At 40.9% G+C, this 16,747-nt stretch carries 16 protein-coding genes; 7 read left to right on the top strand and 9 right to left on the bottom strand.

The features are described 5' to 3' along the window. From dnaX to CXF62_RS04140, 5 genes are all read right to left on the bottom strand, one after another. Positions 1 to 1,383 (bottom strand): DNA polymerase III subunit gamma/tau (dnaX, locus tag CXF62_RS04160; protein WP_228153161.1); only part of this gene is annotated, 1,383 nt, incomplete at its 3' end. 69 nt (positions 1,384 to 1,452) lie between these two features. Further along, positions 1,453 to 2,715, bottom strand: coding sequence for a hypothetical protein (locus CXF62_RS04155; protein ID WP_102093030.1), 1,263 nt, complete (start codon positions 2,713 to 2,715; stop codon positions 1,453 to 1,455). Between the two features lie 115 nt (positions 2,716 to 2,830). Beyond that, the gene (lysS, locus tag CXF62_RS04150) at positions 2,831 to 4,369 is read right to left on the bottom strand and encodes a lysine--tRNA ligase (protein WP_102090341.1); all 1,539 of its coding nucleotides are present in this window, start codon (positions 4,367 to 4,369) and stop codon (positions 2,831 to 2,833) included. A gap of 130 nt (positions 4,370 to 4,499) precedes the next feature. Next, positions 4,500 to 5,591, bottom strand: coding sequence for a peptide chain release factor 1 (prfA, locus tag CXF62_RS04145; protein WP_057760300.1), 1,092 nt, complete (start codon positions 5,589 to 5,591; stop codon positions 4,500 to 4,502). Positions 5,592 to 5,825: 234 nt separating this feature from the next. Next, the gene (locus CXF62_RS04140) at positions 5,826 to 6,971 is read right to left on the bottom strand and encodes a beta-ketoacyl-ACP synthase III (RefSeq protein WP_057760302.1); all 1,146 of its coding nucleotides are present in this window, start codon (positions 6,969 to 6,971) and stop codon (positions 5,826 to 5,828) included. A 296-nt stretch (positions 6,972 to 7,267) separates the two neighbouring features. On the opposite strand from CXF62_RS04140, the gene pnuC reads away from it, so the two are divergent. The 4 genes from pnuC (at position 7,268) to creD (ending at position 10,928) form a co-directional block, all read left to right on the top strand. Then, entirely contained in the window at positions 7,268 to 7,978 is a 711-nt protein-coding gene (gene pnuC / locus CXF62_RS04135) for a nicotinamide riboside transporter PnuC (RefSeq protein ID WP_102093029.1), read from the top strand. Further along, positions 7,950 to 8,537: an AAA family ATPase gene (locus tag CXF62_RS04130; protein ID WP_228153160.1), complete on the top strand. Its 588-nt coding sequence runs from the start codon at positions 7,950 to 7,952 to the stop codon at positions 8,535 to 8,537. The genes pnuC and CXF62_RS04130 overlap by 29 nt, the downstream gene beginning before the upstream one ends. A gap of 96 nt (positions 8,538 to 8,633) precedes the next feature. Next, entirely contained in the window at positions 8,634 to 9,158 is a 525-nt protein-coding gene (locus CXF62_RS04125; RefSeq protein ID WP_102093027.1) for a TIGR00645 family protein, read from the top strand. Positions 9,159 to 9,317: 159 nt separating this feature from the next. Then, the gene (creD, locus tag CXF62_RS04120; RefSeq protein ID WP_102093026.1) at positions 9,318 to 10,928 is read left to right on the top strand and encodes a cell envelope integrity protein CreD; all 1,611 of its coding nucleotides are present in this window, start codon (positions 9,318 to 9,320) and stop codon (positions 10,926 to 10,928) included. A 131-nt stretch (positions 10,929 to 11,059) separates the two neighbouring features. Here the strand turns inward: creD and CXF62_RS04115 are convergent, their stop codons facing one another. Next, entirely contained in the window at positions 11,060 to 11,743 is a 684-nt protein-coding gene (locus CXF62_RS04115; protein ID WP_102093025.1) for a DUF421 domain-containing protein, read from the bottom strand. Between the two features lie 320 nt (positions 11,744 to 12,063). Between CXF62_RS04115 and CXF62_RS04110 the strand changes: the two genes are divergently transcribed. Next, complete coding sequence (locus CXF62_RS04110) at positions 12,064 to 12,981, top strand: DMT family transporter (RefSeq protein WP_102093024.1); 918 nt, start codon at positions 12,064 to 12,066, stop codon at positions 12,979 to 12,981. 171 nt (positions 12,982 to 13,152) lie between these two features. Here CXF62_RS04110 and CXF62_RS04105 read toward each other — a convergent pair whose 3' ends face one another. Then, positions 13,153 to 13,566, bottom strand: a complete 414-nt coding sequence (locus CXF62_RS04105; RefSeq protein ID WP_101204365.1) for an organic hydroperoxide resistance protein — start codon at positions 13,564 to 13,566, stop codon at positions 13,153 to 13,155. Between the two features lie 166 nt (positions 13,567 to 13,732). On the opposite strand from CXF62_RS04105, the gene CXF62_RS04100 reads away from it, so the two are divergent. Then, entirely contained in the window at positions 13,733 to 14,584 is an 852-nt protein-coding gene (locus CXF62_RS04100) for an AraC family transcriptional regulator (protein WP_102093023.1), read from the top strand. Between the two features lie 264 nt (positions 14,585 to 14,848). Beyond that, the gene (locus tag CXF62_RS04095) at positions 14,849 to 15,178 is read left to right on the top strand and encodes a hypothetical protein (RefSeq protein ID WP_102091713.1); all 330 of its coding nucleotides are present in this window, start codon (positions 14,849 to 14,851) and stop codon (positions 15,176 to 15,178) included. A gap of 150 nt (positions 15,179 to 15,328) precedes the next feature. Here CXF62_RS04095 and CXF62_RS04090 read toward each other — a convergent pair whose 3' ends face one another. Both CXF62_RS04090 and CXF62_RS04085 read right to left on the bottom strand, forming a co-directional pair. Continuing rightward, positions 15,329 to 15,934: a class I SAM-dependent methyltransferase gene (locus CXF62_RS04090; protein WP_102093022.1), complete on the bottom strand. Its 606-nt coding sequence runs from the start codon at positions 15,932 to 15,934 to the stop codon at positions 15,329 to 15,331. Between the two features lie 104 nt (positions 15,935 to 16,038). After that, entirely contained in the window at positions 16,039 to 16,710 is a 672-nt protein-coding gene (locus tag CXF62_RS04085; protein ID WP_102093021.1) for a hypothetical protein, read from the bottom strand. Positions 16,711 to 16,747 lie beyond the last annotated feature (37 nt).

Raw genomic sequence — 16,747 nt, 5'->3', positions numbered from 1 at the left:
TGGTTCAGGCTCAACAACTGGTTCAGGCTCAACAACTGGTTCAGGCTCAACAACTGGTTCAGGCATAGCACTAGTCATTGACTGTGCTAAATTGTCATTATAATCAATACCGCTTTGCAGCTCATCGTGACTTGGTGTCTGATAATCAGCATTATAAAGCTCTGGCGGCGGTGCTGACGCTTCATGTGCAACAGCATCTGGAGCTGATGTAGAAGATACTGGTTCTATAGCTGGTACTTTGGTAGCAGACCCATCACTATCATAAGTATTGCTCAAGACTTCATCGACTGGTAATGGACGAAACGCCAGTAAACGCAAAATGCACATCTCAAGCGCTTGCATCGGTGTACTTGCCAACTTAACACCTTCACGGGCTTGTACAACAATCTCATAATACAGCTGCAGGACATCAGGGCTAATATGCTGAGCTAGCGTATAAATATCTTTTGCTTGCGCCTCATTGACATTGAGAGCCACCTCAGGCAACAGTTGGGTCAATGCCAACTGATGTAACAGCTCAGCGAGCCCATCAAACATACTAGTCGCATCGACCATTTGCGCGCGCATTTGTTCAATATGAGCAGCAACCGCCGACTTATCATGATTATAAATATCTGTGATTAGACGCACTAAGTCAGCGGCATCAATGAGGCCAAGCATTGCGTTGACAGTCGCATCATCCAGTGCGCCTTGACCAAAAGCAATGGCTTGATCGGTCAATGATAGCGCATCACGTACAGAACCCTTGGCTGCACTTGCCAACTGCCAAATGGCTGGCTGAGTATAGCCTACCTGCTCTTTGGTCAAGATATTTGCCAAGTGCTCGCTAAGTAACGTTTGAGGTAATGGTCGCAGTACAAACTGCAAGCAGCGCGAAATAATCGTAATTGGTAGCTTTTGTGGATCAGTCGTCGCTAATAAAAACTTCACATGTTCAGGTGGCTCTTCTAACGTTTTTAATAGCGCGTTAAAGCTGTGCGTAGACAGCATATGTACTTCATCAATCAGATAGACCTTATAACGCCCTTGGCTTGGCGCATAAGGCACATTGTCTAATAGCTCACGCGTGTCTTCGACCTTGGTACGAGATGCGGCATCAATCTCGATAAGATCAATGAAACGCCCCTGATCAATAGCAACGCAGTTATCACATACACCGCAAGGAGTACTAGTAATACCAGTATCACAGTTCAAGCATTTAGATAAAATACGCGCAATCGTTGTCTTACCCACACCGCGCGTACCTGTAAACAGATAGGCATGATGCAAACGATTATAATCAATCGCATTAATTAGCGCTTGAGACACATGCGTCTGCCCAATCAGCTCGTGAAAGTTTTTTGGTCGGTATTTGCGAGCTAAAACTTGATATTGCTGCGTCATAAGAAATGCCAATGTAAATAATACAAATATAAAGGAAGCGTCGGGTTAGTGAATCGTACTATGTTTAGGTTATAACTGAGCTTGAAGTTGAGCCAAACGGTCATATAAGCGTTGAGTGCTTTCATCAATCAATGAGCCTGCTTGATGAAATATATCCAGATAAACCTCAGTATTTACACTGTTTTCGCATGGCCTAAACTCTACGCCCAGTAAAAACAAATCATCCATTACTGGCTCTTGTAACTGGACATTGATATCTGACAATAAATCTTTATAAGAGAGCCGAACATTCTCTGCGCTTAGCGAACTGCTATCGTCTTGCGCATAAAACACCATGAGATAATGGCGTCCAAATACATGATAAGAATGCTCATGACGGACATAACCATTCCAGCGCGAGTCTTGATCCATGGTTCTATAAGCTAAGATTTTTTCTACTAGACATGCATAGGTATACATTGACTCATCTACCAAAATATCAATCTGCTTATTTGGTAAAGGTCTACCCGCTTCATAATAACGCTCAAGCACACTGTTGAATAGCTTGAACCACATTCCAGTATTTTTTTGCATCTCAGCCATTAAGGCATCGGCATACACGGTCTGATTCGGCTCTACTGCTTTAAGTAAGCGTAATTCAACTTGCTCAATTAACTCGTTATCAATTAGCTGTTCTTGTACCCTAATCGCTCTTTGGTGAAAGTCAGGTGATTGTAGAAACTGTTTAAGCAATGTCGATTCGTTTTGAAATGATGCAAAGCTAGATAGTTGACGACGATGGAAGTCTAAAAAGGTTGTCAAATCACTTGGAGTAACCAACTGATTGAGGATATCAACGAAGTTTTGATGACTAAAGACTTGTAAGATATTTTGCTCATCATCTAAGTCTAAAACACAATCCTCTGCAAAAAACCGACTGCCATATTCGTAGCCAACTGCATAAGATGAATGGCCCGACTGATCGTCTTGATGATTAATAGACAATGACGTCAAGCCAATAAAATAAACTGCTTTATCAGTTGTCGCGGCACTTCTATCTACAACTAGGCTATCGTTTTTTTGATAAATCTGAGCGTGGCGTTTGATGAGTTGGTTAACAACTTCTTTTCTCCACTCACGAACTCTAGGATTATCCACTTCTTGTCTATTCGCTTGCATCACAACCGTATTGACGAGCAGATAAATAGTAGCGCCAGAAAACTCAAAAACAAAATCATGACCCTGAAAATGATCAGAGTCAGTGATTTTGTCATCAGGCAACTCATACAATGATAAAAAACATTGCTGAATCATTTTTTGCCATGGCGCATGTGATGCTTGCTGAATATCCATAATACCTCTATAAACGATATTTCACAAAAAAGCTGATACCCATTCTGTGAAAATGAGCAAAAGCTTTTTATGCTGAGTTAAGTATCAGTTTGGATTTATAGCAAGCAAATCCACCTTAGCTATCTTGTTTGCGGCGCATATGCGGGAACAAGATCACATCACGGATACTAGCAGAGTCGGTAAATAGCATTACTAGACGGTCAATACCAATACCCTCACCGGCTGTCGGTGGCAAACCATAAGACAATGCTTCGATATACTCTTCATCGAAATGCATAGCTTCATCATCGCCCGCGTCTTTTTCAGCAACCTGACCACGGAAACGCTCGGCTTGGTCTGCTGGGTCATTAAGCTCACTGAAGCCATTAGCCAACTCACGACCACCAACGAACAGCTCAAAGCGATCGGTAATCTCAGGATTGTCATCACTACGACGCGCTAGTGGCGAGGTCTCAGCTGGGTACTCAGTGATGAACGTTGGCTGACGTAATTGATGCTCAGCCGTTTCTTCAAAGATAATCGTTTGTAGTTTACCCACACCGAACACATCTTTGACTTGTTGCTTAAGTGTCGTAGATGCATATTCTGCTAGGTATTCACGATCATTGATACGTGTCATGTCAAAGTTTTCAGCATATTTTGCAATCGCATCAGACATTGATAGACGAGCAAATGGTGCTTTTAGGCTAATGGCTTCCTCTTGATAAGTCAGCTCTGTTGTACCCAACACATCTATTGCTAACTGATTAAACAGACGCTCAGTCAAATCCATCAGGTCATGATAATCAGCGTAGGCTTGATAGAACTCAATCATGGTAAATTCTGGGTTATGACGGGTTGAAACCCCTTCATTACGGAAACTACGGTTAATCTCAAATACGCGCTCGAACCCGCCAACGACCAGACGCTTAAGATAAAGCTCAGGCGCGATACGTAGATATAAAGGCATGTCTAATGCATTATGATGTGTCTCAAACGGACGAGCTACTGCGCCGCCTGGTATCGGATGCATCATTGGCGTTTCAACTTCCATAAAACGTTCATTAAGCATAAATTGACGAATACCACTAACGATCTGACTACGAACCATAAAGGTATTGCGAGTCGTCTCATTGGTCATCAAATCAAGATGACGATTACGATAGCGCGCTTCGACATCAGCCAAACCATGGAACTTGTTTGGCATTGGACGTAGTGATTTGGTCAGTAGCGTAATTTCTTCAATATGCACATACAAATCGCCTTTACCTGAGCGACCGATATAGCCTGATACACCAACGATGTCACCCAAATCTAGTGATTTGATGCTCGCACGCGTTTCCTCATCAAGCTCTTTACGTGCTACATATAACTGAATACGGCCTGTCATGTCTTGGATCACGATAAACGAACCACGGTTAAGCATGACTCGACCTGCCACGTTGACCTGTGTTTTTTCACCATTCGCTGCTTTTTCTTCAATTTCCTGCTTTGAGACACCATCAAAAGCCGTCTGTAAGTCTTGCGCATAATCAGTGCGTTTGAACGTATTAGGATACGGCTGTTTACCTGAAGCACTGATATCATCTAGCTTGGCTTGCAGTTGTGCGATTAGCTCGTTAGCATCTTCTACGACTGGGGTTTGATCTTGGTTCTGATTATTGTGCTTTGACATAACACTCTCAATATTTTTAGGTAATTAAATGGATAAACGAAAACAGAAAAATTAAATCAATACTTATTATTATAAGAACAGACATGGTGATAAAAACGATAAAACTACTGGTACTCTTAAAGACTAGCTACTAGTCATTGCCACCGATACTGGCCATCAAATCAGCCTGATGCTCACGCAGTAGTGCATCAAGAATCTCGTCCAAGTCGCCTTCCATAATGGAATCAAGCTTGTATAAGGTAAGGTTGATACGGTGATCGGTCATACGACCTTGTGGAAAATTATAGGTACGGATACGCTCAGAGCGATCGCCACTACCGACCAAGTCACGACGTATAGAGTCCGCCACATCGACCTGTGCTTGCACTTTGGCTTGTTGAATTTTAGAGACCAGCATTTTCATAGCATGCGCACGGTTTTTGTGTTGGCTACGCTCTTGCTGACACTCTACCACGGTACCTGTCGGAATGTGTGTCAAACGTACGGCAGAGTCAGTCGTGTTCACGTGCTGACCACCAGCGCCGCTTGAGCGGAAAGTATCCATTTTGATATCAGCAGGATTGATATCGACGGTATCATCAATCTCAACTTCCGGCATGACCGCAACCGTACAAGCTGACGTATGCACACGACCTTGGCTCTCGGTTTCAGGGACACGCTGTACGCGGTGAGCGCCTGATTCAAACTTTAGACGACCATATACACTATTGCCAGATACACGAGTGATGATTTCTTTATAACCGCCATGCTCACCTTCATTTGCAGAGAGCACTTCTAGTGTCCAGCCTTGGCTCTGCGCGTATTTTTGGTACATACGGAACAAGTCACCAGAGAAAATCGCTGCTTCATCGCCACCTGTCCCTGCACGAATCTCTAAAAATGCTGGTACTTTATCGTTAGGATCTTTTGGTAGCATCATCAGATTAAGCGCTTCTTCCATCTCTACGATGGTATCACGCGCACTCTCAATCTCATCGATCATCATCTCTTTCATGTCAGGATCTGTTGCATCGGCTAGCATCGCTTCTGCATCAGCCTGATCCGTTTCTGCACCCACGTAGTTTTGCCACAGCGTCGTGATCTCCATCAAGTCGCTGTGCTCAACAGACAATTCACGGAACTTATTATTATCACTAATGACACTAGGATCTGATAATAAAGCGGTGACCTCTTCATAACGGTCTACCATCTGGTCTAAACGCAGGCGTAAGGATTCTTTCATAAAAGGACTTTTAATTAGATAAGAGGAATAAGCTCGTGATTATAGCAAATTTTTTGGGGTAAATTAAAACCTCTAATCATTCTTGTTGATATTGTCGGTAATCTCGATGTTATCTTCTCCAACATCTCTGTTTATATTTAGATGTCACAGCTTAATTTCAATAGCAAAAACAACAGACAAAAAAATAGCTAAGAATATTCTTAGCTATTTTTATCAAAACAAGTAGTCAAAGTATTAGACCTTGCGAACTAAGACCGATCCAATAGAGTAACCTGCACCAAATGAGCAAATAACGCCCAGATCGCCTGATACTAAGTCATCTTTGTGGCGATGGAATACAATCATAGGACTCGCTGAGCTAGTATTGGCAAATTCAGCAATAACACTCGGAGCAATCGATTTATCGGCATCTTTACCAACCACGGTACGTAGAATCAAATCCAACATATTGGCATTGGCTTGATGCAACCACATCATCTTAACATCAGATGTTGGGATGTCGTTTTCTTGCAAGTGCTCAGTGATAATCTCTGACACTTTCGGACAGACTTCACGGAATACTTTACGACCGTTTTGCAAAAACAGCTTGTCAGTGACCGGTGCTTTGATATCTGGATACATTTCAGTCTGTGCTGCTAGATACTCTGAGCGATCCATAAAGCCATATTCGTTTTTAATGTTGGTCGAAAACTGAGTAAATAGCTTAGAGTTTAGAATCTCATAACCTTTTGGCGTATCTAATTCTTCAACGATAGAAGCAGTCGCTACATCACCGAAGATAAAGTGGCTGTCACGGTTGCGCCAGTTTAGATGCGCTGAGGTAATCTCAACGTTGACCACAGCAATACGCTTGGCCAAACCAGAGATGATAGAACCATGTGCTTGTGACAGACCAAACGTCGCCGCACTACACGCAACGTTCATATCATAAGCAAAGCCGCCAATCATACCAATTTCGTTTTGGATTTCGATAGCAACCGCAGGATAAGTACGTTGGAAGTTTGAGCAAGCAAGGATGATACCATCTAAGTCGTTGGCCTCAAGTCCAGCATCAGCCAAAGCGTCTCTCAGTGCTGCTGCACCCATTTCGGCCATGACTGACAACTCTTCGCCCAAGTTGCGGTAAGGGATAACTGGCGCCATGATTTCAGTATTTAAGATACCTTCTTTTTCCATCACATAACGTGATTTGATACCAGATACTTTTTCGATGAAAGCAGCTGAAGAAGGCTCAAGTGCCGTCACTGTCTCTGCAGCTATCTCTTCAGCATGTTCGGTATTATAGTTTTCAACATACTGGTTAAATGACTCAACTAGCTCTTCGTTACTAATGCTGTAAGGTGGGATATAAAGACCAGTGCCTGTGATACAAGTCGTCATGATAAGCTTCCTTGTCTACTACTGTGGTGCTTAGAATAAGCATAAAAGTGGAAAAATAATAGCCATTCAAATTCAGTGAATAACTGTAAACTTAAAATCAGTGTGTTTATTATGCCTGAATATTATAATTTTTCTAATACTTTGTTACAAATAATCTGTTTCTTGCCATAAATTAGCAAAGACTGCCGTCCTTTTTCGATAGCTACGTTATAATTAGCATCATTTTGGTCTGTACTATTCATCGAACTATCTTGATTATTCAGAATATTGATACGCGCTCATATTTAGGAATACTAATGGCAGAACTTCTCAACTGGTTATTTGGTCAATACGCTGACTACTCTACAATATTCATCATTCTTGAACTGATTGCCGTTGTCTTCGGCGTAGCAAGTGTCTTACTCGCCAGCAAAACCAATATTTTAGTCTTCCCTATCGGTCTGGTCAGCACTGCTATATTTGTGTACCTACTGTGGAAGTGGCAGCTGTTTGGCGATATGTTCATCAATGCTTACTATACCGTGATGAGCTTGTATGGCTGGATTAACTGGTCAAAGAATAAGAAAAACCAGTCTGTTGAGCACAAGCAGTCAAATGCCAATAATGTCCGTATTGAGCATTTGCATGCAGGTGACATCCCGATACTATCTGCTTTGGCAGCAGGAACGATAGCTTTTGTAGGATTGGTTTATTACTTCCGTCCAGTGATTAATAATGGCTTCAGTTTCGATGGTGCGGTACTTGGAATCCATCTATTTACTTGGGTCGATTATACTGACATGCTCACTACTGCTTTATTTTTGATGGCAATGTGGCTCATGGCACGGCGCAAAATCGAGCATTGGATACTCTGGATCATCGCTGATGCGATATCGGTACCACTATACTTCTATAAAGGTTTTACTTTTACCGCGCTACAATATGTAGTCTTCACTCTTATCGCAATCTGGGCATACTATGAATGGCAACGACGCTACCGTGTACAACCTCGAGCAGCATACGCCTAAATCTGTCATCAACGTCGCGGTTTTAGGGGCAGAAAGTACGGGTAAGACGACCTTATGTCGTGATTTGGCCGAGCATTTTGATACTCCTTGGGTGTCAGAATACATGCGCACCTACTTACAGGCAAAGTGGGATGATGAGCAGCTGACTTGTACGTGGGAAGATCTGCTCCCTATCGCACAGGGGCAGGTTACACTAGAGAATACCTTAGCCAAACAAGTCGCTCAGTCGTCTAATGCCAGTCATTATTTGTTTTGCGATACCAGTTTGTTTGAGCTGATGGTTTATTCTTATTGGTATTATGGCGACTGCCCTACGACCCTTGAGCAAGCAGCGTTGGCGCATCACTATGATTTGATATTATTGACTGAGGTTGATACGCCATGGGTGGCTGATGACCTGCGAGACAGTCCACACCAACGCGATGAGATAAGCGACTATTTCGCCAGTCAATTAAGCAAGCATCAAAAACCATTTCAACGCATTAGTGGCGATAGAAAAGCGCGCGTTCAGCAAGTAGTAGCGCAGCTCGCTAATATAGATAATATATCGCCTGACTAAAGCTAAATAGCTATACCCAAAAAATTATTCATATTTGTGTCTTTAAGACGTTCTTGTCTTTAAAACTTTTTTGTATTTGAAACCTAAGAGATACCCATGCTAAAGAAGTTTGAGCTTTATTTAGAAAAAACCATATTTAATAGCCGCTGGATACTGGCGCCTTTTTATCTAGGATTAGTGCTAGGCATTATTTTATTATTTATTAAGTTTGTCCAAAAACTATGGCACATGTTTGCTGACATTCTGACGGCTTCTGAAGCCAGTGTGATTGTAGATATATTGGTATTGGTTGATATCTCTCTAGTTGCCAGTTTACTGCTTATCATTATATTCAGTGGCTATGAGATTTTTGTCTCAAAAATCGATACTGGCACCCATGATGATCGTCCTAGCTGGATGGGCAAAGTGGACTTTTCGGGTCTAAAGCTCAAAGTCATCGGAGCGATCGTCGCTATCTCGGCAATTGACCTTTTGAAATCCTTTATGGATATCTCTAGCGGAATGAGTGAACTTGATGCCGACAAACTCATGTGGAAGGTTATTATTCATATGACCTTTGTATTGTCTGGCTTGTTATTCGCTATTATGGATAAAGTCGTTGGCGATACAAAAAAGCATTAACACTTGAAAGTAGTTATCCGAAAATATCAACTTTCGCCCTTTCACTGTTTTTCCATATTTCCTGCACATCTTCTCGTTATGCCCTCTCTATGATGTCTTTTAAAACCACGGTCTGCTATTTCGGCAGCTGTGGATTAAAGGCACTTAGGAGGCGACAACATGCAAAAAACATTATTGACTAAGTTATCCATCATTGTAGGACTTTGTATTGTCTTTTCAATCGGGCTCACTATGATTAGCGATATCATATACGAGAGGCAATACTACGCAGAATCAGTGATAAAAGAAATCACACAGCAGCATGTCAATCCACAAGAAGTGATTAATCCATTTATCGCTATTCCCACGACAGTCACACCGGCATGTCAGTCAAATGCATCTGATACACCAAATATAAAGAGCAAATGCGAACCGTCATACTCGAAAATTGAGACGATTTTTGCCTCTCAGACGCAAGCTGCACAAGACCTAAAAGTGAACACAGACACTTATAAACGCGGTATTTATAGCGCTACTAGCTATGATGGTCAGCTGACATTCGATCAGAGTTATACCTTTGCTGAGACTTTAGAAAATTTAGATCAGATTGGCACTACAATTGACAATGATACAGATAAGACACAGCTAGCCAAAACCATTACCCACTGGAACAAGGCAAAACTTATCATTCCTGTGTCTGATTTGCGCGGTGTCGCCACCCTGCCTACTGTCACAATTAATCAAAAGTCGATTGCAGCAAACTATCCGCAGATACCAATGATAGAGAACTTAAGCTATGTCGAAGTAGATATTCCTGAAGACGTATTGGAGCAATTAATCAATCCTACTAGCCAGCAGAATAAAGAACCTCGTGTTGTCGCAGGCTCAAAGGATACAAATTTAGATAAATCAGGGGTAAGTAGCCAGTTACCCAACCTTAAAGACAATCAAGCACTCAATATTGTGATCGACTTGCCGTTAGCTGGCATTAGCGATTTAACGACTGTCCCAACTGGGCAGAACTTTACTCTATCTATGCACAGTGACTGGCAGACACCAAACTTTATCGGTAAAGCATTACCAAACACTAAGAACATTATGAATAAAGGATTCGATGCCAGTTGGCAAAATCAGTATTTAACCGTTGCAAATAATCAGTACCTCTCTCAATGTCTCAGCGTGCCTAACCATCAATGTACTGTCATAAGTGAATCAACGCTCAATATCGATAGTCATTCGTACAATCCTGATTCGCTTGAGGCATCAAGAGGTCTGACGACAGACAGTACAGCAGTAGCTGGTAGTAATCAAAGTGTTCTGCTAAACAGCTTTGGCGTTAGTTTTGCAAGCCCCAACGATGTCTATCTACAAACTGAAAGAGCCATGAAGTACGCCTTGTTATTAATGTTGGTATCGTTTGGCACTTTCTTTTTATTTGAAGTGCTCAAATCAAGTCGTATTCACCCTATTCAGTATCTGCTCGTCGGCTGCGCACTATTTGTCTTTTATGTCTTATTACTACCACTTGCAGAACAAATCGCATTTTGGCAAGCCTATATGGTAGCGGCCAGTGCTTGTGTTGGGCTTATTGGCTGGTATAGCTATTATGTATTTGGCGGTTTAAAACGGGCAGTAATCTTTACCGCGACACTTGCTGGGCTATATGCTGCGTTTTTCGGTATTTTAAGTACAGAAGATCTCAATCTATTACTGGGTGCGATATTCTGCTTTGTGATACTTGCCTGCGTGATGGTGATGACTCGCAAACTTGACTGGTACAAAGTGACATAAATGATGAGAGCCATGCGCTGTATAAAGAAAGTCAGACAAACTGTCAGTAAATGAGAGGTTTTTATCTGATAATTTGAAAAAAATTGGCTGCCTTAGCTTATTAACTGAGCTAAGGCAGCCAAGTAGTCATATTATTTGACGATATGATTGTTTAACGCTTTAGCCCAATTATTGCAATTATCCTCGCAGCGCGGGCAACACTGATTGGGGTCAGAGATTTCATCAACGTAACCGCAATACATACAAGCATAATAAACACCTGCTTCTACTTGCTCGACCGGTCGGTATTGCTTGGGGAAAAGCGGCATCCCGTAGTCTGTTTTTTCAGAGGTGTGCAATAAAATACTAAAATTGCCATCAGCTTCGAGCAAACCAGTACGCACTTGACCTAAATGCTCAACCCCTTGTTGGCGCATTTCAGCAAAAAACTCATCGTGTGACATTTCACCTTTTTTGATTTTATCAAGCACCAGCATGCCATCTTCTACAATATACATTGAGCGCCCCTCTAGCAGGTCTTCAAAAGGCTGAAATTTCATCATCGCCCAAGTACAAAGCCTATAGAGCGAAATGACAGTACCCATGATTAATACCGCTTGAATGATGGGCAGGTCTTCGGTGAACATGGGATCACCTGCGATAGAGCCTAACGATAAAATGATGGTTAACTCAAAAATAGAAAGCTGACGAACGCCGCGCTTACCAGTGAATCGCAAAAATGTGATAATTAATACAAACATTACAGTGACACGTATTAAAATTTCTACGGCAAACCACCAAGTTGTGTCATGAATAAAAATACTTGCCCAATTCATACTATCTTTCCTATTTATTTATCTAATTATTGTGTTTCATGAGTGTTGTTCTAATAGTTCATTTGACGCGAAGCACATCATCCCTATTTTTAGACCTTATCGTCAATACAACTATCGTTATTCTGATTTAAAAGAGACTTTTTGCCATAAGTACGACAAAATATCCTGTCTTGTGAAATGGCTATAGATTAGATTAATCAGTTATAAATCTATTATCTTTGCTAAGAATAAACGTTCGTTATAACAGCGTATCTTAAGACCTAAAACTAAAATCCTATGTTTGCCTGTTTTGTGCCATTTATTCATTGTAGGAATTACTTTTGAAAGCCACGATTTATACCATTATTGCGTTAATCGCCTTTGCCGCAAACTCTCTGTTTTGCCGAATGGCATTGGCAGAAGGCTATATCGACGCTTGGAGCTTTACCATCATCAGGCTAGTGAGTGCGACGGCCTGTCTAGGCATTATCATGGCTATACATGCTTACAGACTGCGACGCCAAACGTCTAATCATGACGAATCTACTGTCCACGCTATATTAAATGACAAAGGCAGTTGGTTAAGTAGTCTCAGCTTGGTGATTTATGCGCTGTGCTTTTCAATTGCGTATGTAGAGCTGGATACTAGCACTGGGGCATTGATTTTGTTTTCAGCGGTTCAGCTGACGATGATTGGCTGGGGTATCTATAAAAAAGAACAGCTCAGCGCGCTACAATGGTTAGCGTTTGTCGTTGCAGTGGCGGGGTTTGTATATCTGATGTTGCCATCCGCTGCCATACCGTCACCATTGGCTGCAGCGTTAATGGCTATGAGCGGCATAGCTTGGGGAGTATATAGTATACGCGGCAAATCATGTGTCTCACCGCTGCGAGCGACAGGGTTTAATTTTGTGCGTAGTTTAGTCGCTGTGCCTATACTACTACTGGTAGGTATGACGTATCTAGATGACTTAGGTTTGAAAAATATCAATTTGGATGGTATTACCATTGAAGGTGTACTACTCGCCTGTGCATCCGGAGCGATCGCCTCAGGGTTGGGCTATAGTATCTGGTATACAGCGATGCCACTATTGAAAAACACACAAGCCGCTATCGTTCAGCTATGTGTCCCTGTGATTGCTGCGTTGCTAGGTGTGATATTTTTATCTGAGCAACTAACTTTGCCATTTATAGTTGCAAGCACAGTCATTTTGGGCGCGGTCTTGGTGTTTACCTTAAATAAAAAAGTACCGGTATAAAATAATGCTATTAACAACCTATCATTAGCTAAACTGCTCAGAAAAAGTTCCAGCTTATGATTCTACCAGACAACATAAAACGCCCCGACTCTTATAAATCGAGGCGTTTTATATTCGAGTTATTATTTTAATATTGCTAGTCTACGGTCAACAGTCGTTGAAAAACAGCATTTAAGCAACAGTAACTTCTAGACGAGTATCGACATTGCCGCGAGTAGCATTAGAATACGGGCACACCTGATGCGTAGCTTCGATCAACTGCTGCGCCTGCGCTTCATCAATACCTGATACTTCTACAGACAGCTCTATCTCTAGGTTGTAGCTACCGTCAGCTTTCATACCGATACCTACTTGCGCAGAGGTTTTTGAAGCGGTAACAGGCAATTTCATGTGCTGTGCAGTCATGCTCAAAGCGCTATCAAAACAAGCCGCGTAACCCATGGCAAAAAGCTGTTCTGGATTCACGCCTTCTTTGTCTTGCTCTTGAAAAGATACCAAGTCAAATCCTAAAGAACCATCGTCTAATCCAGTATGGCCAGAACGTCCACCAGTAGCGGTTGCACGCGTTTTATAAAATATTTTCATGAGTAATTATTCCTTGTTTCATATTATTAGAGGTCGTACTTACGCTGTTGCGATGAGATTATTATAGAATCCTCTGCATTTATACGTTAGAACAAACCTCTATAACTCTTGCCTAATCCTACAAATATTTATACTATCAGGCAACTCTATAAAATAAGCACTCGTGATGAATCAAACGACTATTGACCAACTTTTAGCAGTACTACCTAGAAATAAAACCATCGAGTCCGCTGTTTCAGGCTTGTTCTTTTACTGCGCGGACAAACCAAGCAAAGCCGTAAGCTATATTCAAGAGCCAAGTATTTGTATTGTATTGCAGGGAGAACGCGAGATTTATTTAGGTGCTGACTGTCAAAGGTTTGACAATAGTAACTTAATGTTCTGTCCAGTTAATATACCGCTAAGTATGCATATTAAACATGCTTCGATAAAAAACCCTGTCATTGTTTTATCAATGAAATTAGATTTAGCCATGATTAGAGGTGTATTAGCGCAGCTACCGACCACACAACCAATGGCGGGCAGCCATTTAGGGATAAAGTGGCACCTAGATGACACCATAATGGACGCGTTTGATCGATTGATACGCTTGCTTAATTATCCAAACGATATTGATTTTCTGTCTTCTCTAATTCAACAAGAAATATACTATCGCCTACTCTTGGCTGAACAAGGCAACAAACTTAAGCAATTGGTCGTTAGCGGTAGCCATACACACCGCATTGCCCAAGCGACTGACTGGATAAAGGCACATCTGGATGAACCTATCATGGTTGAGAGCTTGGCTAGTAGATGCGGCATGAGTGTCTCAGGGTTTCATCAGCACTTTAAAGAAATAACCCAGCTGAGTCCGCTACAGTATCAAAAAAGCTTACGTTTAATGGAGGCCAGACGCTTAATTAAGATGCATGGGGCGCAAATATCAAAAGTAGCAATGCAAGTAGGCTACGAAAGCCCTAGTCAGTTCAGCCGAGAATATAAGCGATTTTTTGGTGTGAGCCCGAGTAATGAGTTGTAATTATAATCTTACTTTTTAATAGAATAAATTTAATTTGCTTAGGCTATTTACTATTATATTTATGGAATTCTTCCTTAGAAAACATCATTTTTAAATTGAATGACTTATGGAGTATTTTAAATAAATAGAAAAATTGGTTGACGTGACTATATATTCGTATTATAACATATATAGTATATTTAAAATGATGAATGTATAGGAGCAGCTTTACTCTGTATACGATCGATGTAAAGCGATCAATAGAAAGCTTAGGGAGGAGATAACATGATTCGTTTAAGCTACACTCTCAAATGTTGGGCACTTGGCATCACGTTTTTTACAGTGTTCTACTTTATGGTAGTCATGAGCGACCCTGGCTTTAGCAAGTATATTTATATGTTAGCTTTTAGCACTTTGCTATTCCCTATTGCTAAGCGTGCAGTCGATGTCATGACCGATTTTTTCGCACCAGATATTGAATTGTTCAATGGATTGCTACCATCACTTTTAATCAATATTGTGATTTGGATGCTTACTCCATTTATCGTCGCATTAACCGTGATTGCCTATGTACTTTATAGCATGGGTGTACTGACAGAAAAGATTAGCCATTAAATACCAATCATTAAATACTAGACAGTAGATACCAGTCGCTAACTATCAAACATTAAGCCTTAATAGCTCATAGAGAAGATAGTTTGCAAACTATCTTTTCTAACTATGTATATAGCGACTAAAACGACTAATAGATTTAACTTACAACGTTTAATTACTGGCTTTTTTGCCAACAAACTGTACTACAGCGCTAAGCCCTTGATGCCGCTTTCCTTCTGATACCATACGCAACTTCTCTACACCAATCACTTCGTTCAGCCCTACAAGCTCATTTTGAAAGTTCTGTAAAGCGCCAAAACGCTCCCTTTGACTGGTTGGTGGTCCACCGACTGCCTCTGTTTCAAGCTGTCGTTCTGTATAAGCTTCGACGATAAATACGCCATCTGGCTTGAGAGCGGTGCCAACTTGTGCATGTACATATTGACGTACCGTTTTAGGTACATGTGCCCAGATAGAAACTATAGCGTCCCATTTATCCTGACCAAAGTTGTAATCTGCTAAATCAGCTACTTGCGTAGTGATAGCTACCCCTCTATCTTTTGCCAACTTGTTCGCTTTGTTTAACCCTACTTCGGACATATCCATCGCAGTTACAGTGAAGCCTTGCTCAGCTAAAAATACTGCATTCCTACCCTCGCCCTCTGCTAGACAAAGTACGTGTCCACCTACAGGTATCTGCTCAAATGTCTCTCTCAAAAAATCATTAGGTTCGGTGCCAAATGCGAACTCTGTGCCGCTATAGCGTTCATCCCACATTTTAATCGTCCTTTTATATTTTATTTAGATGCTAATTACCATAGTAGCATTATTGAAAATTATCCAAAGAGATATTACTTATCGATGCACCTTACTTAACTTACCTAGTCACTTTCGTTCTCAAGATTATTATTGAAAATTTGATTTTGTTTCTTGATAAAATCTTGAGCCATTGTTATTTTTCGATTGTTATTTAACGAACCAAAGCCTGAGTATAGAAGAACTATAGAAGCAAATAAGGCTGGCAACCCCACAAGTAAAAAATAAGGATGACTAATCTTAAAATCATCAATTTCCTGAGTATTTAGATAAGCTAATATTAAAAAAGCTGTACCGCCTAATATGTACATATAGGACATCGACCTAGTATAGCCATTTAGTTTTTCGGAATATTTATTTAGAACAAATCCACCTTTCTCTTTATCAAAATCGATATAAAACATGATGTCACGTATTTCTTCGTAGCTAATCTCTCCTTCTGATAAAATATGTAACTCTATTAACTTCTCTCTTTCTAACTGACTCACCCCTAACCCAGTTAATTTCTGAAAGTAATTATGCTGAAGTAACATTTTGAAAGAGGTTTTAGTACGCTCATTTATATGTTCACTTTCCAATGCTTTCTCTAAAGGTTCTATTTTTCCATACTTTAAGCGGTCAATAGCATCCAAAATATGTGGAAATTTAGTTACTCCAATATAGACAAGCACAATCATCAATAATATCAAAGTAATTGAAGCATCAAACTTTTCATCAATAAAGCTGATATATTCCATTTATTTTTATGCTCCAAAAGATATTTACATGTAACAC

Origin of the sequence: Psychrobacter sp. MES7-P7E (assembly GCF_002863645.1) — a bacterium.
In the GTDB taxonomy this organism is placed as follows: Bacteria; Pseudomonadota; Gammaproteobacteria; order Pseudomonadales; family Moraxellaceae; genus Psychrobacter.
This window is presented reverse-complemented; position numbering and strand designations above follow the sequence as displayed.